A 19,580-nucleotide genomic window follows, 5' to 3' on the forward strand; every position below is an offset into this window, starting at 1 on the left:
GCTTTTTTTATGCCATGTTTAATTCCAGCGATTGTTCAGGATTGAGGGAAGACGGCCGGTCTGGGTGTAATTCGTGAAGTCTGCGTGGATCACGTTGCCTTTGCGGATGGTGATTACGCGGCGCCTTCCCCGGCGGCACCGGCTGGCCAGTCCGACTTTGTGAGCTTTTCCTTCAAGTAGGCGTTCTCTTTCCTGAGGATTCCGATCTCCTCCTTCAATGCCGTGTTTTCTTCTCTGAGCACTTTGATCTCGGCCTTGAGTCCGGCGTTTTCCTCCCGCAGCGTGACGATTTCGCTGTTCAGGCCCGCTATTTCCTCTTTCATTGCCGTCATCATGGATTGCATTCTTTCCTCGAAACTGCGGCTTTTGGCCTCCATTTCGGCTTGCATCTGTTCAACATGGGCGATGCGTCCCCGATCCGCGACGGCATCGGCGAAGGAACGGATATTGAGGTGCAGTGCGGTAGCGTAGGGCGTGCCGGAGGACAGCACCTGAATGGCTAAGGTGACATCGTCCCCGATGCTTATTTCTCCGGTCTCTGCGGATGGAGCTGAAATCGTGCGGGGAACAGTCGGGGGTTCCGGGACTGGGGAGCCGGATTGTTCAGGAGGGCCGCAGACTTCCGGGTATTTCTGCCGGGCGCCAGGGAAGGGTTCGCCTTCACCGTGAAAGAGCCACATGGGGTTGAAATGGTAGTGTTCGACAATGCGTTCGATCACCTCGCCTTTTAGAAGCCCTTTCTTATTGCGATAGGCCGCCAGGGTGTCTTTGTTAGTCCCGAGGATCTTGGCGAGTTTTATGTCCGTGATCCCTTCATCCAGATCCCGATCGGCCTTGATTGTCTCGATGGCCCAGGCGACTCTTTCGGTTAAGTTGGAAGACATTTTTTCCTTAAATCAGGTTGTCACTTCGGTGCCTACTTTTTGTGCAGAAGTGACAACCAAGTGACAACCAACCATCGAACGGTTTAATTTCTGATTATCTACAATAATACCAATTAGTTATTTCTGTTTAGCGAAAAAATAACACCCTTCGGAAGTGACAACCGAAAATATCGCTTGACGAAGCGAAATTTTCGGTCTATATCCCCTGTAAAAGTTAACATGAAATTTAAACAAACAAAATAACCACCCCGGCGACCAGGCCGGGAGAGGTAAAAAAGGACTTCATATGACTGAGACAGAAATCCTCCAATCCATCTCCGGCGGATTAATCGCCCTGGGAGGCGTAATCACCGGTATAATCCTTACCCTTGCCGCTCAATTTTCTGATCAAGTTTTTTCCAAAATAGGCCGTTTTCATTGTGTCCTTAGAAAATTCGTCGACACAAAGCTCTTTCCTCATCGCATCGAGAGACGTCTTGCAGCCGAGGAGTACATCTTCCTTTATCAGATCCGTTCTGAACTCCGTCTCGAACGGGCTCTCCATTCTATGCGCAACAATGTCCCTAACATCGACCGCTTTAAAGATAAAGCAATGAGCTTTCTGGAGGACATCGTCGGACATGACCGCCCCGTGACGCCAGAGACAGTTTCGCAGTTGATCGACGAGGGACGCAAACTCCGTCAGTTCGGCTACGAGATGGCTTTCATCAGGAGGAGCACCCTGGGCGTTCCTTGCGATGTCGATGATGGTCCCGGTCTTCATAAGCAGCTTCCGGCATCCTTCCGCAGCCTCTTTGTATGCGACAAGGCACTCTTTGTAGAGGACCTCCTTGAATTTCTCCTTGCGCAAAAAGAGCTGAGTGAGAAGCGTCCCGAGGATGCCCAGGATAACGCCCAAAAGAGTGAACAAACCGGTAACAACGTTTTGAGTCATCAGTAAAACACCCTTTAAGGAGCAGCATCATGAAACCAAACCAGATAAAGGCCGCCCTGGCGGAGAGAGGGATTCGGCAGCGGGAGATCGCCCGCGAGTGTTCCGTTACGGATACCCAGGTCAGCCGGGTCATCAAGCAGTGCGACTTCATAGTCTCCACCAAGGTGGCGAAGGCTATCGCAAAACGGCTCGGCATGCCACTGGAGAAGGTTTTCCCGGCGTACCGACCGAAAAAACAGGCCGCGTAAACAATCAACTGCTTTTTACGTTAAATTTTAACGTTTGACAATGGAAAAAACAGGAAAAGATTTGAACAGGTTGCACGGGTTCACGTTGGTCATTTCGGGTTCATGTTTAAACGAGGAGGAGAGCATGAGGAGACGGAATTGCGGAAACGGAAACCAGTTGTCACTGGAAGGCCTGATCGAATTGCCGAAGCCGCCGGAACTGATCGGGGGGAGCCTGGCTTACGGAGCGGAGCTGCGGGCGACCCTGGCAGCGGCGCTCAAGGAAACCCGGCTGTCCCGCTACGAGGTGGCGGCGAAGATGAGCGAACTCACCGGGACGGAGATCTCCAAGGCCCAGATTGATTCCTGGGCTGCGGAAAGCCGGGAGGGCTGGCGGTTTCCCTTCGAATACGCCGCGGCCTTCGAGGCCGCTCTGGGGACGTACTGCCTCACGGAGCTGCTCGCCCGGAAGCGGGGCTACAAGGTTTACATGGGAGACGACATCCGCCAGGCGGAGATCGGCAAGATTTCCCAGCAGATTGCGGACCTGAACGCCAAACTGGCCATCCTCAAGAAGGGGAAAATCGAAGAGACTATATAAGGAAGGACAACGCCATGACTAAGGAAATGCTGCGGGATAAATCACTGGACTGGTTCGACAGACTGATGAACAGCGCCCTGCTGGAGGTGATCTGCTGGTACGTGTGCGCTTTCGCCGTTCTATTTTTTACCGTGAATTTTGTTTATCGGCATTTCTGAGGTAGGTCATGGGCTCCTTAACGGTGGACTGCACAAAAGACCGGTTCTCGGCAAAGGAACTGGCTGTCATCATGGGCATATCATGGCAGGCGATCCAGAAGCGGGCGGATCAGGAAGGCTGGCCTTGTGAAATGGAAACGGGCAGAGGCGGCAAAAGGAAGCTTTTTCGCCGCGCCGTCCTCCCCGTCGATTGGCAGGCCCGCATCGCCAGACAGCGCGCCGCCCAGGCGGCCGCCGCCATCGCCCCCGAGTCTCCGGAAATGGCCGGCTATCGGGCCGCCCGGAACTATCTGGAAGACCTGGAAAGGGAGAAGGAAGAGAAACGCCTTATAAAGGAGAGGGGGCTGGTCGAATTCGCCCGGTTGCCGGAGGCCCGGAAACGGGAGGCGGAGGCCTGCTGGGAGGTCCTCAAGGCGAAAGACGCCTTCATCGAGGCCGGCGGTTTCGGAAGGATACAGGGAGCAGCCCTGTTCTGCGCCCAGTTCAATGAGGGCAAAATTCCCCTGGACGACGGGATTGTCGAGATCGTCAACAAGACCGGCAAGCTCCATCCCTCCACCCTGTACCGCTGGGAGGAGAAATACGAGACGCAGGGGCTCGCCGGCCTGGCCTGGCATTACGGGAAGAACGCAGGGCGCACGCTGCTGACGCCGGACATGCAGGACTTCATCCGCGCGATGATCCTGGAGCACAACCGGGTTTCGGTTCCCAAACTCATGGCGGGCCTGGAGGCGCGGTTTGCCGGGCAGGAGATCCCCGCTTCCCACGTCGTCTGGAGATGGGCGTCCCGCTGGCGGGACGAGAACCGCGTGCTGCTTTTATCCATTCACAATCCGGACGAGTGGAAATCGAGGTACGGCGCCGCGTTCGGCAGCGCCTCCGCCTCGGTGGGCCGCCTCAACCAGTTGTGGGAATCGGATGCCACCCCCGGCGACATCATGCTCGCCGAAGGGCGGCACACGGTGATCGGAATGATCGACGTCTGGAGCCGCCGGGCGAAGGTACTGGTCGTGCCGTCATCGAAGGCCGTGGCCATCGCGGCGCTTCTGCGGCGCTGCCTGCTGGACTGGGGCGTTCCCGAAGTCCTGCGGACGGACAACGGCAAGGACTTCACCGCCCGCCACATGACGCGCGTCCTGGAATCCCTGGAAATAGAACAGGATCTCTGCCCTCCCTTCACCCCAGAAATGAAGCCCCACATCGAACGCTTCTTCCATACCTTCTCTCACGGCATCGTGGAACTGCTCCCCGGCTATATAGGCCACAACGTGGCCCAGCGCAAGGCCATCGAGTCCCGGAAGTCTTTTGCCGAGCGCCTGATGAAGAAGGGCGCCGTCCTGGATGTGAAGCTTGCCGCCCGGGAGTTCCAGGAGATCTGCGACCGCTGGATCGAGTCGGTCTATCATCAGGATCCTCACGGCTCCCTGGACGGGAAGCGCCCCGCGGAGATGGTCCGCTCCTGGACGGCCCCGGTGCGGAGGATCGCAGACGAGCGGGCCCTGGATGTGCTGCTCGCCCCCGCCCCGCAGGACGGCGGCGTCCGGAAGGTGGGCAAGAAGGGCGTGACGGTCAACCGGAGGCATTACGTCAACACGGCCCTGATCGGTTACGAGGATCAGTCCGTTCAGGTGCTGCTCGATTACGCCGATGTGGGGAAGGCCTACATCTTCGCCGCTTCCGGGGAGTATGTCTGCACGGCGGTGGATCCGGACTGGAGCGGCATTTCCGCCGCCGATCTGGCGAGCCACGCGAAACACACGCAGAAGAAGGCCTACGCCGAAATGCGCAAGGAAGCCCGGAAGCTGATCCGGGAACACAAGATCGCCCTCGTCCCCGAAGACATCCTGGCGCACCGGGAGAGCCTTCTTGCGAACGTCGAGGAACTGCCTCAAAAGACGGTGGAATATTCCACGCCCGCCCTGAAGGAGGCCGCCTTTGCCGTGGCCGATGCCGACCGGACGCCCAACGCACAGGCTCTTGCCGGCAGGATCGAGCTGCCGCCTGAGGTCCTTGAATACGAGGAACGGCAGAAGAAGGTGGTCGACCTCCGGCAGAAGCGGCGGGAGCGACGGGTCTTCGCGAACAACGAAGAGATATACTGTTGGATTCTGGACCGGATCAAGGCCGGCACAGTCACGGAAACCCAGAAGCAGTGGAAGAAGGAATACGAAGCCTGGCAGGAAACCGAGGCCGGGAAAGCGAGAAGGAAGCCCTTCACCAGCACCATTGGAATACGCGCACTGACAGGGGAAACCGCCGAGGCGGCCCTGTGAAATTAAGAGGAGGAAGTTGAAATAGGCAATGAGACACGAACTGGCAAAAACGAAGAATGTGCGGCTGTTTATCTCCGCTGTCGGCGAGCTGCGCAACCGCCCCCTGGGGGTGGAAGGCATGGGCCTGCTGTGGGGAGAGCCGGGGGAAGGAAAGACAACGGTTGTCGCCTACGCGGCCAACACGATGGACGGGATCTTCCTGCGGGCGAATGCCTGTTGGACGGTGACGGCCATGCTGGGCGCCCTGGTCACGGAACTGGGAGGCGCTCCCCGCGCGCGGAGATCAGTCATGATGGACGACATCTCGCAGCGGCTCATGAATCAGGACCGGGTGATCTTCATCGACGAGGCGGATTATCTCTTCCGTCAGACGGAGATGCTGGACACCCTGCGGGACATCTACGACCTCACCGGGGCAGCGGTAGTCCTGATCGGCATGGAGCGCATCGCCCGCACGATCCAGGACCGCGGCCGCTTCGCCCGGCGGATCACCCAGTGGGTGGAGTTCAAGGGGGTGGATCTCGACGACGCCCGGACCCTGGCGGACACGGTCTGCGAGGTGAAGCTGGCGGATGATCTCCTGGAGCATCTGCACCGGGAGGCGAAGGCGAACGTAGGCCGGATGGTCGTCGGGCTGTCGCGGATCGAGCAGATGGCGAAGACTTCGGGGCTGGAGACGGTAACCCTTGACGACTGGGCGGATCGCCCTCTGTACTTCGATCAGCCGAAGTTCCGGAAGAGGGGGTAGCCATGCCGGGAGTGAAGGGAATGAAACAGAAACCCGCCCTCTATTCGGCGCGGCAGAAAATGTGGACGACGATCCGGATCAAGCGGCGCTTCGATATCCGGGACCTGCTGATCACCGTGCCGGGGGCGAAAGCGGACAACGCCCGCAAGCTGCTCAACCTGCTGGAAAAGGAAGGATACATCACCGCCATCGGCGGGTACGTTACCGGCCGGGGAGGCAACTATAAAGGATACCGGCTCGTAAAGGACGCCGGTCCGGAATGCCCGGTGAAATCGCCGTCCGTCCCGGCGCGGAAAAAAGAAGGACGGGAGGAGAGGCATCATGCCGCAAGAGGATCGCATCGCGCTGCTGCTGCGCACTATTGAGGAAAAGGGGCAGGCCGCCACGGCGCGGGCCCTTGGCGTTTCGGCCTCCGCCCTCTCCCAGATCCGCAAAGGCACCTACGGGGCGGACATGTCCCGGATACTCCAGCGGGTCGGCGAGGTCTTCGGCTCGGAGACGGTGAACTGCCCGGTCATGGGGATTATCTCCCTGAAAAGGTGCGCCGCGGAACGGCGGAAGCCCTGCGCGGCCACATCCCCCCAGCGGGTGCGCCTATGGCGGGCGTGCCGGGAATGCAGGGAGGCGCAAAAATGACCATCTCGAAGAAGGAACTGGCGATCATCCACATCGCCAAGGCCCAGTGCGGCTGGACTGACGAGGAATACCGGCACACCCTGAAGGACGGCTTCGGGGTGTCTTCGTCGAAAGAACTGACCTCGAAGCAGGCGGACAGGCTGATCGCCCTGTTCCAGGCGGACGGCTTCCGGATCGTGAGCAGACCGAAGCGGCAACCCTCCGGCAATCCGGCGAATTGGGACAGGCTGCCCCTGCTGAAGAAGATCGGCGCGATCCTGGCCGACATCGGCAAGACGGAAGCCTACGCCGACGGCATCTCCCGGAGGATGTTCAAGGTGGACGCCTGCCGGTGGTGCACGCCGGAACAGCTCTGGAAGATCGTCGTCGCCCTGGAATACACGCGGAACAAGCTGACCGGCGAGGGGCCGACGGAATCGATAGCCCGGAGAAGAAAGAAAGCGCTCAAAGCGCGCAACGCTTAAGGAAGGAGGCAGAAATGGACGTGATTATCGTCAAGGACGAGGGAATCGTGGGCGTATACAACAAGTTCCAGCGGCTGGAAAAGCTGATTTACGTCATGGCCGATGAGCCCTATGAACCGATTCATCACCGCATCCTGCGGGAAATGTGGGATGCCATCAAGGCCCACGCCACAGGGAAAGGAGGCCGGACATGAACAGCGGAACAGAAAATCTACCGCCCCGGAAGAACCGGAAGGAGGCGCGGCAGAGGCTGCAGAAAGAACTGCATGAATCCCGGAAAAGCCGCCTGAAGGACGAGCTGATGGAGCACATCGGCCGCCAGAACGCCATCGGGATGGCGGAACTCCATGAGCTTATCTACGGGGAGAGCTGGGAGAACCGGATCAACGACACCCGGGGCATCCGGAAGCTGATCACGGAGCTGCGCAACGAAGGCCGTCCGATCTGCTCGATCTCGAACCGCAACGGAGGCGGCTATTACCTGGCCGCGGCGGGCAGCGAGCTGGAGAATTACCTGCAGGCCAACGAACGGCGCGCCCTGCGGGTGCTGGCCCGGAATTCCCGAATCAAGAAGATCGCCCTGCCGGAATACCTGGGACAGGTGCGGCTCAGTCTGGAGGAGGCGGCGTGATGGAATTGAAACCGTGCCCGTTCTGCGGGGAGAATGATGTGGAGGTAATCCATACGGTTATGGGGAATTACTATTATGTGATCTGTCGGGACTGCGGCGCTGCTGGTCCTGTCCAGTATTCATCAGCGGCGGCGATTCACATATGGAACAGGAGGGCGGCGTGATGGCGAAGATGACGGCGACAATATGCGAAGGTGTTGACTTCCGTGAGAAGGCGGACGAACTGCTGCGGAGGCTCCTGTGGTTGAAGGCGGTGGAAGTTCAGGTGGAGACCGACGCCAATGCCGAAATGGAAGCGCTGGCCGCCCGTTATCGGGACCAGCTTTCCCGGACTCAGCAGTCCATCAGGGACAAAGAGGCGGAACTCCAGAAGCTGATGAAGGCGGGCCGGAGCGTATTTTTCGCCGCCGGCGATGTCTGTCTGCTGGCCGCCGGATCGCTGCTTCGCCAGGTGGAGAACAAGGTGAGGATCCACGGGAAGAAGGACGAGGTGGTCGGGAGGCTGGAGGCCGCCGGCTTCCACGAGGCGGTTAAGGTGGAAAAGACCTTCGACCGGGACCTGATCAATACCTGGAACGATATGAAGCTCGGTCTCATCGGCGCGGAGCGCAAGGCCGTGGAAACGTTCAACTACGATCTGAAAAAGACGTCCTGATGACGTCTTCCTTTCCTTCCGGAGGGCGGGGCGGCGACTTCTCTTCCGGAGGGGAGGAAAGATTTCATTTTGAGAAGGGATGGAAGAATGACGGTTGACGAACAGTTGCGGGAAATGGTGAAGGCCTGCGGGCTTCCCGTGCGGGGAAGTTACCGGAACGCCGAGGTCTGCATGATCCTCGGGTTTTCCCGGGCGACGTTCTGCCGGCTCATCGATGCGTGGCAGCCCGACGACAACGGCAATCCCGTCGTTCCCTATTCCCTGAAATCCTACATGCTCCGGCAGGAACGCCGGGTAAGCTGGGACGAGCTGGCGGCCTTCCTGGAGCGCAACGACACATGGGAGCGCCGCTACGGGATGCAGGACGAGCGGCAACTGAGCCTGTTATAACAGGTGTTATCCGGCGACAAACTTTTAAGAACGGGGAGAGGCCATTTCCCGAATGGTATTCTCGTCAAAGAAATCGATAGCGGGCAGCCCGGCCCTTTCCCGCAGCTCGTTAATGGCGACGGCCAGCGCATTGTATTGCATCGCGTTTTGTATCGCCGCCCTGATCCTGCGGTCCTGCTCGGCTGCGGCTTCTTTTTCCCGGGCAATGCGCCGGCGGCGAAAAGCGTCATAGACGAGCCAGACATTAAGCCCCACGGCGAGAAAGAAGAAAGGCCAACCGAAAATTCTGCCGGGGTCGGCCTGAAAGTAAGCAATAACGTCCTTGAAGATGTGCATGGCATGACCTCCGTAATCAAGGAAGAACCTGAAAATAACGATGCAGTAAGAAGAGACCGTCAAGACGGTCATAATCCAGCGAGGGATCACGGGCGTTCTCCGGAGGGTCATTTTGATTGGCGAATCGGAATATAGTCCTCCGGAGCACCCGTGTCAATAACAGAAAAAGGACGCTTCAAGATGTCTTCAACAACGATTAAATGCCCAGTGTGCCTGGCGGAGATCGACGTCCTGGAAGCCCTGGCGGAAGGTGATCTGCGGGCGGTTCTGGAGATGCAGGACGCCTTTTATCCGCATGGCCGCCTGGTGCGGGCCTACTTCGAACTGTTCGGCGTGTCGCCGGGATTCCGGAATGTTCACCGACTGCGGGTCCTCACGGAAGAGATGCGGACGCTCTTCGAGCGGGAGGAATTCTCCTACAACCGGAAGTTCTACCGGATCTCCCGCGCCGGCATTGCCGAGGCCCTTTCCGGCATGGTCAAACGCCGCTTCCCGGAGCCCCTGAAGAACCACAATTATCTGAAGTCCTGTATGATCACGATTTCCGAGCGGGAAGCCTCGACAGCTTCGAAAACGGCGGAACGGGATCTGAGGAAGAAGGAAACCGGCCTGCGATCCGGAGCGCGATATCCCGTCACGGAGGAGACCGTGACGGTCCCGAAGATGAAGGACGTTCCTCCGGCCCGCCTGACGCCCGAGCAGATCGAGGCCAACCGGAAACGGCTCAAGGACATGATCACCGGAATCGGATAAGAAACATGCCGCCGCCCGGCGCCGAGGCGGGGAATATCGGGCCTCCATACTCAGGTCCCGCCGGAACCGCCCTGTGGAATCCGGCGATAAACCTTAATGATAAACTGGCATATTTTTATACTTTCCCAAGCGTTCTGGTTGGCGGAGACGGCATATTTCGGCTGGAACCTTACCCCGCAGAGTGATGCCGATATTATCTGTGATGGAATGGTTGTGCTCATCGGCGCTCTGGCATTCCTCAAGCCGAGTTGAAAAACGACAAGGAGAAAAGCGTGAAACAGAAGTATTTTCCCACGGAAGAAGAGCTGGAACTGATCCGGAAGACATACGACGGCAGTTCGCTGGCTCTCAACCGGATCATGCGGCTTCTGGGCCGTAAATATCCCCGCTGGTATGTGCGCAGATTAGCTGCACACATGGGGCTGGCTATCCCGAAGCCTGCGGATTGGACGGCCGCCGAAGAATCCTATGTGGCGGAGCACTACCCGAAGATGGGAGTGAAAGCCCTGCAGAAAGGCCTGCGTCATAATTTTGGAGTATCCCGCTCCACCACGGCAATTCACGTGAAAGTCAAGCGGCTCGGACTGCTTTCCGCCGACGGCGAAGGCTTCACGCTGCGAGGACTGTGCAAGCTGCTCTGGAACGACCAGGAGAATCATTCCATCGTTTACCGCTGGATGGAGAAGGGATGGCTGAAGGGGAAGCGTCGCGGAACGTTGCGCAAGAAATGCCAGGGCGGCGATCACTGGTATTTTGATCCGGAATGGGTGCGGAGTTTCATCGTCGCCCATCCCGAGGAGATCGACCTGCGCCTGGTGGATCCCGTGGCTTTCATCCGCCTGGTGGCCGGCGACAAGGAAATACTCAAGATCTGCAAGTGCCCGGCCTGCGGACTGGAGCATGAAACAAAAACAATCAACCCCGGTCTGGTCATGCCCCGGATTTACTGTCCGTCCTGCAAAAAGCGGATCGCGGAAACGAAGATGGACGATGACTGGGTGCGGGCAATGGAGGGATAAAATGGAATTTTCGTCACTGTTAGAAGCGTTTGCTGTGTACCACCGGGAGCCGGAAGGCAGCCGGGCATATCTGGACGCAATCGCCTATATCCTGCGCAGCGTCCCGCCGGAGATCAAGGAAGAGTTCTACCGGATCGTCTTCTCTCATTTTCCGGAACTGAAACCGGATTATTACGACAAAGAGGGAAACCCGCTTTACGACCTGGATCATGCCTGCGAATTTCTGGGCCTGTCGGACGAGGACAAGGAGCGGTTTATCGAGTGGGCGCAGGATCAACAGGGTATCTTCGCCGATCCGGAGCGCCTGCATAAGATACAGTAAAAAATAAACTTGACAAATTCAAAGGATTTGGGGAAGCTCTGGCTTCCTAAATATCCTACGGGGCTGCCCCGGCCTCAAGTGCGACCACGCATGGCGCGAAAGGGGGTTTTTATTTGGATCGAATGGTCCGAGTTGCCGGGATACCGCGAGGTCCTGGGCGCTACCGTAGGTGCGTAGGAACAACTCGGGCTTTTTTGCGCCCCAACCCTAAAACTTACGGAGGAAGAACCATGAGCAACAAGCACAGCATCGCCCCCGAGCACCCCAGCCATCCGTCTTTTGATTCCCTCAACGAACTCTGCCGTCCCCTCTTCGGCGGCAACGCCTTCGGCGATCCGCGGGAGGAGCAGGCCGTCCATCTCCTGCCTGGCCGGGAACCCTTCATGCTGGACCGGCAGGTCGCCGCCGTCTACGGCGTTCCGACAAGGCGGTTGATGGAGCAGGTCCGGCGGAACGCCCAGCACTTCGATTCCGACATGCTCTTCCAGCTCACCGCGGAAGAGCTGAAAAGCCTCCGGTCGCAAAATGCGACCGCCCCCGTCAACCAGTATCTGCCCTACGGCTTCACCCAAATCGGGGCGAACCATGTGGCCTTCTTCCTCAAGTCCGAACAGGCCCTGGAGCGTTCCAAGAAAATCAGCCGGTACTTCGTCGCCTTCGAGAACCTCCTGCGCTCCGCAAAAGGACGGTCGGAGCTGGGGAAACTGGCCCGGTCGCAACCGGAGACCGCCCCGCAAACCGGCGCCGTTCCTGACGGCAAGACGCTGATGGACACGGACCGGGTGATCGAAATGTATGAGCTCATCATTGCCATGCAGAAGGAGAAGATCGAGCATCTGAAGTCGGGGGCCGGTTCCCGCAAGGCGGTCAGCCTGGAAGAGGTGCGGCGCATCCTGAAGCTGGCTGCCGCCGGTTACGGTTACGCGGACATCGCCAAGGCTGTGGGCCGGAAGAAAGAGACCGTGGAGACCGTACTGCGTCGGGAAAGGCAGCGTCAGGCGTCCCTGAAGAAGGAGGCCCATCAATGAACACGCTGTTCTGCCCCTGGGCTCCCGTCTGGGACGCCCACATCGAGGTTGCCCGACTGCGGGGCGTCGTGGATCTGATTGCCATCCTTACCGGCCCCGTCCATTGCAAGGATGACTCGGAGATCGCCATCTTTCATGAGGTCTTTGCCGATCTCTCCGAGCGCCTTGCCGAAGTGGAAAAAACGCTGACCGGCAGTCTGGACCATATGAAGACACTCCCAACGCAGACCTAACCATTTTGCCGTCCCCGGCAAAATGGCAAAGCCCAAAAGGCCCGGAACCCCTCCGGGCCTTCTCTTTCTTAACCCGTTTCACCCCCCTTAATCCCTGTCTCAAACCCCATCACACCAGAAGGCCATCCTTTTATACCCCTGCTAAAGTGCACGGGAAATTAAGGAGGCCGTCATGTCGGAAGGGCTAATCACCTGGGAATCAGTCAAGAAGAAAGGTTCGGAGCATTACAAGAGCAAGGGAGGCGTCGAGCCCATCGATCTGTACCGCTCCCTGGGCATCCTGGACAGCTTTGCCCTGGGCAGCATCATCAAGTATGCCTCCCGGCAGGCAAGAAAGGGGCTGAATTCGGACGACTGCCTGAAGATCAAGCATTATGCGGACATCCTGATCTCATCCCTGTCGGTGAAGGAGCCCAAGCCATGAGCCGCCTGATTTCCGACTGCCTTCCCGAACTCCAGGAGAAGGCGGAAGCCTTTTCCGTGGCGATGGTCAACGCGGGGATCCCTTTCATGTACACCTGCACCAGGCGGACACAGGAAGAGCAGGACGCCCTCTATGCCCAGGGGCGGACGAAGCCGGGAAAGATAGTCACCTGGACGCGCAAGTCCAAGCATATCGACGGCAAGGCCTTCGACATCGCCATCCTCAGGGATTTCAAGCCCTGCTGGGATGTGAAGGTCGACGTGAACGAAAACGAGATTCCCGATTACGAGGAAGCGGGCCGGATCGGCGAATCCGTGGGTCTGCGCTGGGGCGGGAGATTCAGGAACAGCAAGGGGAAGCCGCGCCCGGATTATCCCCACTTCGAGATCGCTTAGGAGGAAACAATGAGCAGATGGTTCTGTGTGAAGGAAAGCGTTGAACCGGCCGTCTCCATGCTGGCCTTTGTGGCCGGCGGGCTGGTGAAGGCCAACAATCCTGCTTTGATCGAACCGGCCACGCCGGTGGCGAAAGGACTGCTGGAGACCATCGAAAGCGGGGCGAGCCGGGAGGCGGTCAATGCCCTGCTGAAGGAAGTCGTCTCCACCCTGTTGGAGAAGGTGGACAAGCCTGAAGTTCAACTGGCCGTCAAGGCGGCCCTGAGCAAGGTCAGCTACAATGCCGATTCCGGGGACATGCCGGACATCGATCTTCCCCTGATCAGGAGCCTGACGACAGGGTTCCTGGAAGGACTGACGGCATAGGGGTTGACGATGACGAAAATCCTGGGTCCGCTGCTGACAGACAATATTGACGATACGAAATACGTCCGTCTCATCGCTCCTTTCCGCTTTGTCTCGGACGTTCTTTACAGGGAGGGCCTGGCCAATGATGTCACGATGCCGGCGGGTTTTGTCATGGATTTCGAGAGCGTTCCGCTCATCCGGGGAACGAGCAAAAGAGCGGGGGCGGCCCACGATTACCTCTGTCGATCTGATTCGGATCCGGTGGTGAGCAAGGCCGTCGCTGCGCAGGTTTATCTGGAGATCATGGCGTATCGGGACGGCCTCCTGGAAGACGGACTGCTGGGAAAACTCGACCGCTGGTGGCGCCGCCGGCTGAAATATGCCGTAGTCCGCGTGGCTCCCGGCTATTTCCACAAGCATAAGGTGTCGGCCACCTACGAAGAACTGGCAGGGCTGATCTGACATGGATGAAATCGATCACGCCCAGCAGCACGAAGCCATGCACCGGGAGATCGCCCTGCGGGAGCACTTCCGGAGAAGAGACAATTATTCAGAGAGAGGCCGGAACCCCGGCCTGCATCCGAAAGGAGCGGGACCGGGGGAAAGGCGAATCTGCCGGGACTGCGGCGAGGAAATTCAACCCGCCCGGCTGGCCGCCATGCCCTTCGCCGTGCGGTGCATCGAATGCCAGGGGATAAAGGAACGGAGGGAGCGTCATGGGTGAATCCTGGCCGCTTTTCCTCTTTCTCGCCGGCCTGATCGCCGCCTGGAGCATGCTGATCCTGGGCGTCATGCGGTCGATGCTGAGCAAGTGCATTGGAGACCTGGAAGATAAGATATCCGGCATCAGCGGCCTCGGCAAGGATCTCCAGCGCCTGGAGCGGGAGTTTCTGGAGATGAAGGCGACGCTGCCTCTGGATTACGTGCGCAAGGAAGATCACATGCGCTTTGAACTGGTGCTGAATACCAAGTTGGATCGACTGCATCAGGATATGATGACAGCCATCAATGCCAAGGAGAAAACCCGATGAAAGAACCTTGCCCTGTGCCCGTGGATATCGAAAAAGCCCGCCGTGAAGAGCTGCGCTGGCTGATCCTGCGCGCCCTCTATGCCGCCCGTCCCATCGGGACGACGGAAACGATCATCAAGAACGCCATCGAGCCGGTGATGCTGGACATTACCCTGCTGGAGATCCGCCGGGAGCTGGACTATCTGGAAGACCGGGAACTGCTCGCCGTCGAACGCTCCCGCGCCGTTCCCGTCTGGTCCGCGAAGATCAACCGTCTGGGCGTCGATCTCGTGGAATACACGGTGCCCTGTGATCCCGGAATCGCCCGCCCGGAGAAGTGGTGGTAGCCATGCCGCGAAGATCGAAAATCCTCGACCTGCCCCCGGATGTAAAAGCCGAACTGGACCGCCGCCTGATTACGGGCGGTTTCTGCGACTACGAAGGGCTTTCCGCCTGGCTCCAGGAGCAGGGTTACGACATTTCCCGCTCGGGGGTTCACCGTTACGGCCAGGGGTTTGAGGGCCGTCTGGCATCCATCCGGATCGCCACCGAGCAGGCCCGCGCCGTTTCCGAAGCCGTGGGGGACAGCGAAGGCCACATGAACAACGCCCTGATCACCCTGGTGCAGGAAAAGGCCTTTGACGTCCTGGTCAATCTCCAGACGGAAGACCCGCAAGCCTTCGCGAAGATCTTCCCGAAGCTGGGCGTCATGGTGGCGAAACTGAGCAAGGCCAGCGTGGATCAGAAGAAATGGATGGCGGAGAGCCGGAGAAAGGCCTTGGAAGATGCCGCTGATGCCGCTGAGAAAACGGCGAAACAGGAAGGCGTTTCCCCGGCGACCATCGAGAAGATCCGGCGCGACGTCCTGATGATGGCGGGCTGATGAGATGAGCAAAGGCAACGCGAAGATCACGCCGGCCAACCCCGGCGGTCTTTTTCTCCCCTACCAGGAGCGGTGGATTCTCGACCGGTCCCGCCTGAAGCTGATGGAGAAGGCCCGGCAGATCGGCCTTTCCTGGAGCACGTCCTACGCCTGCGTGGAGCGCACCGCCGAAGCGGGCGCCCGTCATGATCAGTGGGTCTCCAGCCGCGACGACCTTCAGGCCCGACTCTTCGTGGAAGACTGCAAAATGTGGGGAAAGGTGCTTCAGCTCGCCGCCGAGGATCTGGGGGAACGGGTCATCGACGAGGAAAAGAAGATCTCCGCCTATGTCCTGCATTTTTCCTCCGGGAAGCGGATCCACTCCATGAGCTCCAACCCGGACGCCCAGGCCGGCAAACGCGGCGGCCGCGTCCTGGACGAGTTCGCCCTGCATCCCGATCCTCGCAAACTGTGGAGCATCGCCTATCCGGGCATCACCTGGGGCGGTTCCCTGGAGGTCATCTCCACCCACCGGGGGAGCGCGAATTTCTTCAACGGCCTGGTGCGCGAGGTCAAGGAACACGGCAACCCCAAGAACATCAGCCTGCACCGGGTCACCCTGGAAGACGCCCTGACCGACGGCTTCCTCTACAAGCTCCAGCAGTCCCTGCCTGCGGACGACGAGATTCAGGGGATGGACGAGGCAACCTATTTCGATTTCGTCAAGTCCGGCTGCGCCGACGAGGAATCCTTTCAGCAGGAATACATGTGCAACCCCGCGGACGACGCCACGGCCTTTCTGGAATACGACCTGATCGCCGCCTGCGAGTATGGAGCGACGGAAAACTGGCGGATGAGCCTGGACGGGCGAAGGCCGGAAGGCCCGCTGTACGCCGGACTGGACATCGGACGGAAGAAGGATCTGACGGTGCTGTGGGTCCTGGAGAAGCTCGGGGACGTCCTCTATACCCGCGAGGTCATCGCCCTGAGAAACATGAGCAAGCCCGACCAGGAAAAGGTGCTCTGGCCCTGGCTGGCCCGAATGAACCGGGCCTGTCTGGATTACACCGGCCTGGGCATCGGCTGGGGCGACGACGCGAAGAAGAAGATCGGCGAATACCGCATCGAAACCGTGACCTTCACCCCCCATGTCAAGGAGGCCCTGGCCTATCCCGTGCGGGGGACGATGGAGGACCGGAGGCTGCGGATTCCCTACGACCCCAGGATCCGGGCCGATCTGCGGTCCGTGACGAAGGAAACGACGGCTGCGGGAAACATCCGCTTCACGGCGGAACGCTCGGAAGACGGCCACGCCGACCGCTTCTGGGCCCTGGCCCTGGCGATTTCCGCGGCGGGTACTGACATCGGCGGCCCGGTGGAATATCAGGCCGTCTCCCGAAGACGGTTCTCGACAACATCTGATCAATCGCCGACGGGCGTCTATCGACAGCGAGGTGCTTACTGATGGCAATACTATTCGATCAATTCGGGCGGGAAATCCAGGTCGAAAAACGACCGGAAACCCGGCAGATCGCCGTGACGACGATCCGGGACCGGTGGAGCAATTATCCGTCGCAGGGGCTGACTCCCGAACGGCTGAGTGCGATCTTCAAGGAGGCCGACGGCGGGGATGTGGCCCGGCAGGCGGAACTCTTCGAGGAAATGGAAGAGAAGGACACACACCTGTTCTCGGAGCTGCAGACCCGGAAGAATGCCGTCCTGGGGCTGGACTACGACATCACGCCCTGGTCGGAATCCGCCGAAGACCGGAAGATCCGCGATTTTGTAGCCGACTGCCTGTTTTCCCTGGAACCCCTGGAGGAATCCCTGCTTGATTTGCTGGACGCCGTCGGCAAGGGCTATGCTCTGTCGGAGATCCTCTGGGGATTCGACGGCTCCCGTGCAGTGATTGAACGCCTGGAGTGGATTCACGCCAAGAAAGCGGTCTTCTACGAACGAGGCGCTGATATTACAGCCCGGAGCTTCGAGGTTCCCCGGATACTCACGGAAGCGGAGCCTGTTTACGGGGAGATTATGCCTCCCTTCAAGCTCGTCTATCATAGATACAAGGCCCGCTCAGGATATGATACCCGCGCGGGAGTGTTGCGGGTTTGCGGCTGGATGTACCTCTTCAAGAACTATGTATTGAAGGACTGGGTGGCCTTCGCCGAAGTCTTCGGCATGCCTCTGCGCCTGGGGAAATACGATCCGCTGGCAGGCAGGGACGAAAAGGACGCTCTGCTTGCCGCCGTCCGTTCCCTGGGTTCCGATGCAGCGGGGATCATTTCGAAGAATACGGAGATCGATTTTATTGAGTCCGCCAAGGCCACAGGGGCAGACAACCTCTACGATGCACTGGCGAATTTCTGCGATAAACAGATGTCCAAGGCCATTCTCGGCCAGACTGCGACGACGGAAGGCACCCCGGGCAGGCTGGGCAACGATGATGTCCAGGACAAGGTGCGCCATGACCTGGTGGTGTCCGACGCCGAAGCCCTGTGCAGGACGATCCGTTTTCAGATCATTCGCCCCCTGGTGGGGTGGAACTTCGGCTGGGACAAGCCCTTGCCGTGGTTCAAGATTTTCCATGAACAGCCGGAAGACCTCAAGACCACCTCCGAAGTTTACGTCAATTTGAGCAAGATCGGTTTTTACCCCTCTGCCGAGCATGTGGCGGAAAAGTTCAAGATCCCGATGCCTCAGAAAGGGGAAACGATCCTGATGCCGCCGGAAAAGGCGGAGCCTCCGGCACCCGTAGCGAACAAAACGCCGGGAACTCGGGTCATCGCCGCCAAGGATGGAGCGACGGAAGCGGAAAAGGACGCCGCCGACCTGATCGCCGACCGTCTTGGCCGGGAAAGTCTGTCCCTTACGGATGAATTCTTCCTGACGCCGCTCAAGCGGCTCGTGGAAAAGGCGGAAAGCCTGGAAGAGCTTCGGGACAGCATCCTGGATCTCTACAGCGGCATGGACCCGGCAGACCTCGGCGGCTTGATGGCGCAAGCCATGATGATCGCGGATATGGCGGGCCGGTATGAGGTCGGCGATGGCAATTGATCCAGCACTGTCAATAGTTTTTAAACTGCCTTTCCAGGAGCAGGAATCGTTCTTTAAAAACAAGCTGAACATCCCCACGGCCCGCTGGGACGATCTGTGGAAAGGCCAGCACGCCAGAGGATTCATGATCGCCGGGGCGATGAAGGCCGATCTTCTTGCGGATTTCCGGACCGCCGTGGACAAGGCGATCAGCGACGGCGTCACCCTTCGGGATTTCCGCAAGGACTTCGACCGGATCGTGGCGAAGCACGGCTGGAGCTACAACGGTTCCCGCAACTGGCGCAGCGAAGTGATCTACTCCACGAACATCCGGACGTCCTACGCCGCTGGACGCTGGGCGCAGCTTACCGATCCGGACATGCTGAAGTTCTACGGCTATCTGGTTTACCGCCACGGCGACAGCATCCATCCCCGCCCCCTGCATCGGTCCTGGGACGGCACGACGCTGCCGGCCAACGATCCCTGGTGGGATTCCCACTACGTCCCCAACGGCTGGGGATGCAAGTGCAAGGTCTTTGCCGCAGGAAAGGACGAATGGCAGGCCGCCCGCAAAAACGGCAAGGGCGAGGCCCCTCCTTCCCCCATCGACCCGAAGACGGGCGAGCCGGTGGGGATCGACAAGGGCTGGGGCTACAACGTCGGCAAGGCGGCTTTCGGCAAGAGTTGGATTCAGGAAACTGGAAAGTTCATCGAACTGGGACCCTGGCGCCGGGCGGAATACCCCTTCCTGCCGAAGAAGCTGACGGGAGAGCGACCGCCGGTGGAATTGGGAGAGCGGATCCGCAAAGGAGATGTGCAGGCCCTGCGCACCGCAGTTCCGGAAGGAATCTATCGGGACAAAATGGGGGATTCCGTGAGCGTTACAACAGCCATCGCCGATCATATTGCCGGTGACGAGCAGCGGTGGGACGGTCGGGAACAATACCTGCCGCTGATTCCGGACATCCTGGAGAATCCTCAGGAAATATGGGTGGGATTCATGCAGTTTGTGGACAGCGGCCGGGTATATCTCCGAAGACGGTACGTCAAGGCGTATGACGTCGGAAAAGGACGCGTGGCGGGGATCGTGGCGGATACAATTAAAGGACAGACAATCGCGTTTGACGTGATTCGAAGCGAAAATCCGAGCGGCGGCAGATTAAGATCCGGAAGGCTGATTTATCCGGAACCGGAAGAGAGATAGTGCGCATCA

At 59.1% G+C, this 19,580-nt stretch carries 32 protein-coding genes; 29 read left to right on the forward strand and 3 right to left on the reverse strand.

Annotation, left to right across the window (positions count from 1 at the left end):
- Positions 1-113 precede the first annotated feature (113 nt).
- Together SYN_RS02445 and SYN_RS02450 are read right to left on the reverse strand one after the other, a co-directional pair.
- Positions 114-884, reverse strand: a complete 771-nt coding sequence (locus SYN_RS02445) for a hypothetical protein (protein WP_011416428.1) — start codon at positions 882-884, stop codon at positions 114-116.
- A 325-nt stretch (positions 885-1,209) separates the two neighbouring features.
- Complete coding sequence (locus SYN_RS02450) at positions 1,210-1,818, reverse strand: hypothetical protein (RefSeq protein ID WP_011416429.1); 609 nt, start codon at positions 1,816-1,818, stop codon at positions 1,210-1,212.
- A 29-nt stretch (positions 1,819-1,847) separates the two neighbouring features.
- On the opposite strand from SYN_RS02450, the gene SYN_RS02455 reads away from it, so the two are divergent.
- The 13 genes from SYN_RS02455 to SYN_RS02505 all read left to right on the forward strand — a co-directional run bounded on the left by SYN_RS02455 (position 1,848) and on the right by SYN_RS02505 (position 8,601).
- Positions 1,848-2,066 carry a helix-turn-helix domain-containing protein gene (locus tag SYN_RS02455; protein WP_011416430.1) on the forward strand — a complete coding sequence of 73 codons (219 nt, stop codon included), beginning with the start codon at positions 1,848-1,850 and terminating at the stop codon, positions 2,064-2,066.
- 124 nt (positions 2,067-2,190) lie between these two features.
- Entirely contained in the window at positions 2,191-2,646 is a 456-nt protein-coding gene (locus SYN_RS02460) for a hypothetical protein (RefSeq protein ID WP_049749871.1), read from the forward strand.
- A 14-nt stretch (positions 2,647-2,660) separates the two neighbouring features.
- Positions 2,661-2,804 carry a hypothetical protein gene (locus SYN_RS16190; protein ID WP_158302897.1) on the forward strand — a complete coding sequence of 48 codons (144 nt, stop codon included), beginning with the start codon at positions 2,661-2,663 and terminating at the stop codon, positions 2,802-2,804.
- Between the two features lie 8 nt (positions 2,805-2,812).
- Positions 2,813-5,077, forward strand: a complete 2,265-nt coding sequence (locus tag SYN_RS02465) for a DDE-type integrase/transposase/recombinase (RefSeq protein WP_011416432.1) — start codon at positions 2,813-2,815, stop codon at positions 5,075-5,077.
- 28 nt (positions 5,078-5,105) lie between these two features.
- Positions 5,106-5,825 carry an AAA family ATPase gene (locus SYN_RS02470; RefSeq protein ID WP_011416433.1) on the forward strand — a complete coding sequence of 240 codons (720 nt, stop codon included), beginning with the start codon at positions 5,106-5,108 and terminating at the stop codon, positions 5,823-5,825.
- A 2-nt stretch (positions 5,826-5,827) separates the two neighbouring features.
- Entirely contained in the window at positions 5,828-6,190 is a 363-nt protein-coding gene (locus SYN_RS02475) for a hypothetical protein (protein ID WP_011416434.1), read from the forward strand.
- Positions 6,147-6,461 carry a hypothetical protein gene (locus SYN_RS02480; RefSeq protein WP_041584643.1) on the forward strand — a complete coding sequence of 105 codons (315 nt, stop codon included), beginning with the start codon at positions 6,147-6,149 and terminating at the stop codon, positions 6,459-6,461. The genes SYN_RS02475 and SYN_RS02480 overlap by 44 nt, the downstream gene beginning before the upstream one ends.
- On the forward strand, positions 6,458-6,925 hold the full coding sequence (locus tag SYN_RS02485) for a gp16 family protein (protein WP_049749872.1): 468 nt from the start codon (positions 6,458-6,460) through the stop codon (positions 6,923-6,925). The genes SYN_RS02480 and SYN_RS02485 overlap by 4 nt, the downstream gene beginning before the upstream one ends.
- Positions 6,926-6,939: 14 nt before the next feature.
- The gene (locus SYN_RS02490; protein ID WP_011416436.1) at positions 6,940-7,119 is read left to right on the forward strand and encodes a hypothetical protein; all 180 of its coding nucleotides are present in this window, start codon (positions 6,940-6,942) and stop codon (positions 7,117-7,119) included.
- Positions 7,116-7,556 (forward strand): hypothetical protein, encoded by a 441-nt coding sequence (locus SYN_RS14970; protein ID WP_011416437.1) that lies wholly within the window; start codon positions 7,116-7,118, stop codon positions 7,554-7,556. Before SYN_RS02490 ends, SYN_RS14970 begins: the two co-directional genes overlap by 4 nt.
- Positions 7,556-7,720 carry a Lar family restriction alleviation protein gene (locus tag SYN_RS15665; RefSeq protein ID WP_083756423.1) on the forward strand — a complete coding sequence of 55 codons (165 nt, stop codon included), beginning with the start codon at positions 7,556-7,558 and terminating at the stop codon, positions 7,718-7,720. The genes SYN_RS14970 and SYN_RS15665 overlap by 1 nt, the downstream gene beginning before the upstream one ends.
- Positions 7,720-8,211 carry a host-nuclease inhibitor Gam family protein gene (locus SYN_RS02500; protein ID WP_041584644.1) on the forward strand — a complete coding sequence of 164 codons (492 nt, stop codon included), beginning with the start codon at positions 7,720-7,722 and terminating at the stop codon, positions 8,209-8,211. The genes SYN_RS15665 and SYN_RS02500 overlap by 1 nt, the downstream gene beginning before the upstream one ends.
- An 87-nt stretch (positions 8,212-8,298) precedes the next feature.
- Positions 8,299-8,601 carry a hypothetical protein gene (locus SYN_RS02505; protein ID WP_041584645.1) on the forward strand — a complete coding sequence of 101 codons (303 nt, stop codon included), beginning with the start codon at positions 8,299-8,301 and terminating at the stop codon, positions 8,599-8,601.
- Positions 8,602-8,625: 24 nt separating this feature from the next.
- On the opposite strand, the gene SYN_RS02510 is transcribed toward SYN_RS02505, so the two are convergent.
- Entirely contained in the window at positions 8,626-9,027 is a 402-nt protein-coding gene (locus SYN_RS02510; RefSeq protein ID WP_148202460.1) for a hypothetical protein, read from the reverse strand.
- A 90-nt stretch (positions 9,028-9,117) separates the two neighbouring features.
- Here SYN_RS02510 and SYN_RS02515 point away from each other — a divergent pair, with 90 nt between their 5' ends.
- From SYN_RS02515 to SYN_RS02595, 16 genes are all read left to right on the forward strand, one after another.
- Positions 9,118-9,690, forward strand: a complete 573-nt coding sequence (locus SYN_RS02515; protein ID WP_041584646.1) for a hypothetical protein — start codon at positions 9,118-9,120, stop codon at positions 9,688-9,690.
- A gap of 272 nt (positions 9,691-9,962) precedes the next feature.
- Positions 9,963-10,709, forward strand: a complete 747-nt coding sequence (locus SYN_RS02525) for a hypothetical protein (RefSeq protein ID WP_041584647.1) — start codon at positions 9,963-9,965, stop codon at positions 10,707-10,709.
- A gap of 1 nt (position 10,710) precedes the next feature.
- Positions 10,711-11,031, forward strand: coding sequence for a hypothetical protein (locus SYN_RS02530; RefSeq protein WP_041584648.1), 321 nt, complete (start codon positions 10,711-10,713; stop codon positions 11,029-11,031).
- A gap of 230 nt (positions 11,032-11,261) precedes the next feature.
- Entirely contained in the window at positions 11,262-12,059 is a 798-nt protein-coding gene (locus SYN_RS14975) for an ORF6N domain-containing protein (RefSeq protein ID WP_049749873.1), read from the forward strand.
- Positions 12,056-12,292 carry a hypothetical protein gene (locus SYN_RS02540; protein WP_011416447.1) on the forward strand — a complete coding sequence of 79 codons (237 nt, stop codon included), beginning with the start codon at positions 12,056-12,058 and terminating at the stop codon, positions 12,290-12,292. Before SYN_RS14975 ends, SYN_RS02540 begins: the two co-directional genes overlap by 4 nt.
- 172 nt (positions 12,293-12,464) lie before the next feature.
- The gene (locus tag SYN_RS02545; protein WP_011416448.1) at positions 12,465-12,716 is read left to right on the forward strand and encodes a DUF3310 domain-containing protein; all 252 of its coding nucleotides are present in this window, start codon (positions 12,465-12,467) and stop codon (positions 12,714-12,716) included.
- Complete coding sequence (locus SYN_RS02550) at positions 12,713-13,111, forward strand: M15 family metallopeptidase (protein WP_011416449.1); 399 nt, start codon at positions 12,713-12,715, stop codon at positions 13,109-13,111. Before SYN_RS02545 ends, SYN_RS02550 begins: the two co-directional genes overlap by 4 nt.
- Before the next feature lie 9 nt (positions 13,112-13,120).
- Positions 13,121-13,477 (forward strand): hypothetical protein, encoded by a 357-nt coding sequence (locus tag SYN_RS02555; RefSeq protein WP_011416450.1) that lies wholly within the window; start codon positions 13,121-13,123, stop codon positions 13,475-13,477.
- A gap of 9 nt (positions 13,478-13,486) precedes the next feature.
- Positions 13,487-13,921 (forward strand): DUF1353 domain-containing protein, encoded by a 435-nt coding sequence (locus SYN_RS02560; RefSeq protein ID WP_041584649.1) that lies wholly within the window; start codon positions 13,487-13,489, stop codon positions 13,919-13,921.
- A gap of 1 nt (position 13,922) precedes the next feature.
- Positions 13,923-14,183, forward strand: a complete 261-nt coding sequence (locus tag SYN_RS02565) for a TraR/DksA C4-type zinc finger protein (protein WP_011416452.1) — start codon at positions 13,923-13,925, stop codon at positions 14,181-14,183.
- Positions 14,176-14,490: a hypothetical protein gene (locus SYN_RS02570; RefSeq protein WP_011416453.1), complete on the forward strand. Its 315-nt coding sequence runs from the start codon at positions 14,176-14,178 to the stop codon at positions 14,488-14,490. Before SYN_RS02565 ends, SYN_RS02570 begins: the two co-directional genes overlap by 8 nt.
- Positions 14,487-14,816, forward strand: coding sequence for a hypothetical protein (locus tag SYN_RS02575; protein WP_011416454.1), 330 nt, complete (start codon positions 14,487-14,489; stop codon positions 14,814-14,816). The genes SYN_RS02570 and SYN_RS02575 overlap by 4 nt, the downstream gene beginning before the upstream one ends.
- A 2-nt stretch (positions 14,817-14,818) precedes the next feature.
- Complete coding sequence (locus SYN_RS02580) at positions 14,819-15,352, forward strand: DUF3486 family protein (RefSeq protein WP_041584650.1); 534 nt, start codon at positions 14,819-14,821, stop codon at positions 15,350-15,352.
- 4 nt (positions 15,353-15,356) lie between these two features.
- Positions 15,357-16,796, forward strand: coding sequence for a terminase large subunit domain-containing protein (locus tag SYN_RS02585; RefSeq protein ID WP_011416456.1), 1,440 nt, complete (start codon positions 15,357-15,359; stop codon positions 16,794-16,796).
- On the forward strand, positions 16,796-18,388 hold the full coding sequence (locus SYN_RS02590; protein WP_011416457.1) for a DUF935 domain-containing protein: 1,593 nt from the start codon (positions 16,796-16,798) through the stop codon (positions 18,386-18,388). Before SYN_RS02585 ends, SYN_RS02590 begins: the two co-directional genes overlap by 1 nt.
- Entirely contained in the window at positions 18,378-19,571 is a 1,194-nt protein-coding gene (locus SYN_RS02595; RefSeq protein WP_158302899.1) for a PBECR2 nuclease fold domain-containing protein, read from the forward strand. The genes SYN_RS02590 and SYN_RS02595 overlap by 11 nt, the downstream gene beginning before the upstream one ends.
- The last annotated feature ends 9 nt before the right edge of the window (positions 19,572-19,580 follow it).

The organism is Syntrophus aciditrophicus SB (assembly GCF_000013405.1).
GTDB lineage: Bacteria > Desulfobacterota > Syntrophia > Syntrophales > Syntrophaceae > Syntrophus > Syntrophus aciditrophicus.

Excerpts from the sequence above, each read along its gene's own strand:
- SYN_RS02590 (WP_011416457.1), top strand. The coding sequence starts at position 16,796 with ATGGCAATACTATTCGATCAATTCGGGCGGGAAATCCAGGTCGAAAAA.
- SYN_RS02475 (WP_011416434.1), top strand. The coding sequence starts at position 5,828 with ATGCCGGGAGTGAAGGGAATGAAACAGAAACCCGCCCTCTATTCGGCG.
- SYN_RS02465 (WP_011416432.1), top strand. The coding sequence starts at position 2,813 with ATGGGCTCCTTAACGGTGGACTGCACAAAAGACCGGTTCTCGGCAAAG.
- SYN_RS02540 (WP_011416447.1), top strand. The coding sequence starts at position 12,056 with ATGAACACGCTGTTCTGCCCCTGGGCTCCCGTCTGGGACGCCCACATC.
- SYN_RS02490 (WP_011416436.1), top strand. The coding sequence starts at position 6,940 with ATGGACGTGATTATCGTCAAGGACGAGGGAATCGTGGGCGTATACAAC.
- SYN_RS02505 (WP_041584645.1), top strand. The coding sequence starts at position 8,299 with ATGACGGTTGACGAACAGTTGCGGGAAATGGTGAAGGCCTGCGGGCTT.
- SYN_RS14970 (WP_011416437.1), top strand. The coding sequence starts at position 7,116 with ATGAACAGCGGAACAGAAAATCTACCGCCCCGGAAGAACCGGAAGGAG.
- SYN_RS02500 (WP_041584644.1), top strand. The coding sequence starts at position 7,720 with ATGGCGAAGATGACGGCGACAATATGCGAAGGTGTTGACTTCCGTGAG.
- SYN_RS02480 (WP_041584643.1), top strand. The coding sequence starts at position 6,147 with ATGCCGCAAGAGGATCGCATCGCGCTGCTGCTGCGCACTATTGAGGAA.
- SYN_RS02445 (WP_011416428.1), bottom strand. The coding sequence starts at position 884 with ATGTCTTCCAACTTAACCGAAAGAGTCGCCTGGGCCATCGAGACAATC.
- SYN_RS15665 (WP_083756423.1), top strand. The coding sequence starts at position 7,556 with ATGGAATTGAAACCGTGCCCGTTCTGCGGGGAGAATGATGTGGAGGTA.
- SYN_RS14975 (WP_049749873.1), top strand. The coding sequence starts at position 11,262 with ATGAGCAACAAGCACAGCATCGCCCCCGAGCACCCCAGCCATCCGTCT.
- SYN_RS02450 (WP_011416429.1), bottom strand. The coding sequence starts at position 1,818 with ATGACTCAAAACGTTGTTACCGGTTTGTTCACTCTTTTGGGCGTTATC.
- SYN_RS02585 (WP_011416456.1), top strand. The coding sequence starts at position 15,357 with ATGAGCAAAGGCAACGCGAAGATCACGCCGGCCAACCCCGGCGGTCTT.
- SYN_RS02550 (WP_011416449.1), top strand. The coding sequence starts at position 12,713 with ATGAGCCGCCTGATTTCCGACTGCCTTCCCGAACTCCAGGAGAAGGCG.
- SYN_RS02560 (WP_041584649.1), top strand. The coding sequence starts at position 13,487 with ATGACGAAAATCCTGGGTCCGCTGCTGACAGACAATATTGACGATACG.
- SYN_RS02545 (WP_011416448.1), top strand. The coding sequence starts at position 12,465 with ATGTCGGAAGGGCTAATCACCTGGGAATCAGTCAAGAAGAAAGGTTCG.
- SYN_RS02555 (WP_011416450.1), top strand. The coding sequence starts at position 13,121 with ATGAGCAGATGGTTCTGTGTGAAGGAAAGCGTTGAACCGGCCGTCTCC.
- SYN_RS16190 (WP_158302897.1), top strand. The coding sequence starts at position 2,661 with ATGACTAAGGAAATGCTGCGGGATAAATCACTGGACTGGTTCGACAGA.
- SYN_RS02515 (WP_041584646.1), top strand. The coding sequence starts at position 9,118 with ATGTCTTCAACAACGATTAAATGCCCAGTGTGCCTGGCGGAGATCGAC.
- SYN_RS02470 (WP_011416433.1), top strand. The coding sequence starts at position 5,106 with ATGAGACACGAACTGGCAAAAACGAAGAATGTGCGGCTGTTTATCTCC.
- SYN_RS02485 (WP_049749872.1), top strand. The coding sequence starts at position 6,458 with ATGACCATCTCGAAGAAGGAACTGGCGATCATCCACATCGCCAAGGCC.
- SYN_RS02580 (WP_041584650.1), top strand. The coding sequence starts at position 14,819 with ATGCCGCGAAGATCGAAAATCCTCGACCTGCCCCCGGATGTAAAAGCC.
- SYN_RS02530 (WP_041584648.1), top strand. The coding sequence starts at position 10,711 with ATGGAATTTTCGTCACTGTTAGAAGCGTTTGCTGTGTACCACCGGGAG.
- SYN_RS02575 (WP_011416454.1), top strand. The coding sequence starts at position 14,487 with ATGAAAGAACCTTGCCCTGTGCCCGTGGATATCGAAAAAGCCCGCCGT.
- SYN_RS02565 (WP_011416452.1), top strand. The coding sequence starts at position 13,923 with ATGGATGAAATCGATCACGCCCAGCAGCACGAAGCCATGCACCGGGAG.
- SYN_RS02595 (WP_158302899.1), top strand. The coding sequence starts at position 18,378 with ATGGCAATTGATCCAGCACTGTCAATAGTTTTTAAACTGCCTTTCCAG.
- SYN_RS02455 (WP_011416430.1), top strand. The coding sequence starts at position 1,848 with ATGAAACCAAACCAGATAAAGGCCGCCCTGGCGGAGAGAGGGATTCGG.
- SYN_RS02460 (WP_049749871.1), top strand. The coding sequence starts at position 2,191 with ATGAGGAGACGGAATTGCGGAAACGGAAACCAGTTGTCACTGGAAGGC.
- SYN_RS02570 (WP_011416453.1), top strand. The coding sequence starts at position 14,176 with ATGGGTGAATCCTGGCCGCTTTTCCTCTTTCTCGCCGGCCTGATCGCC.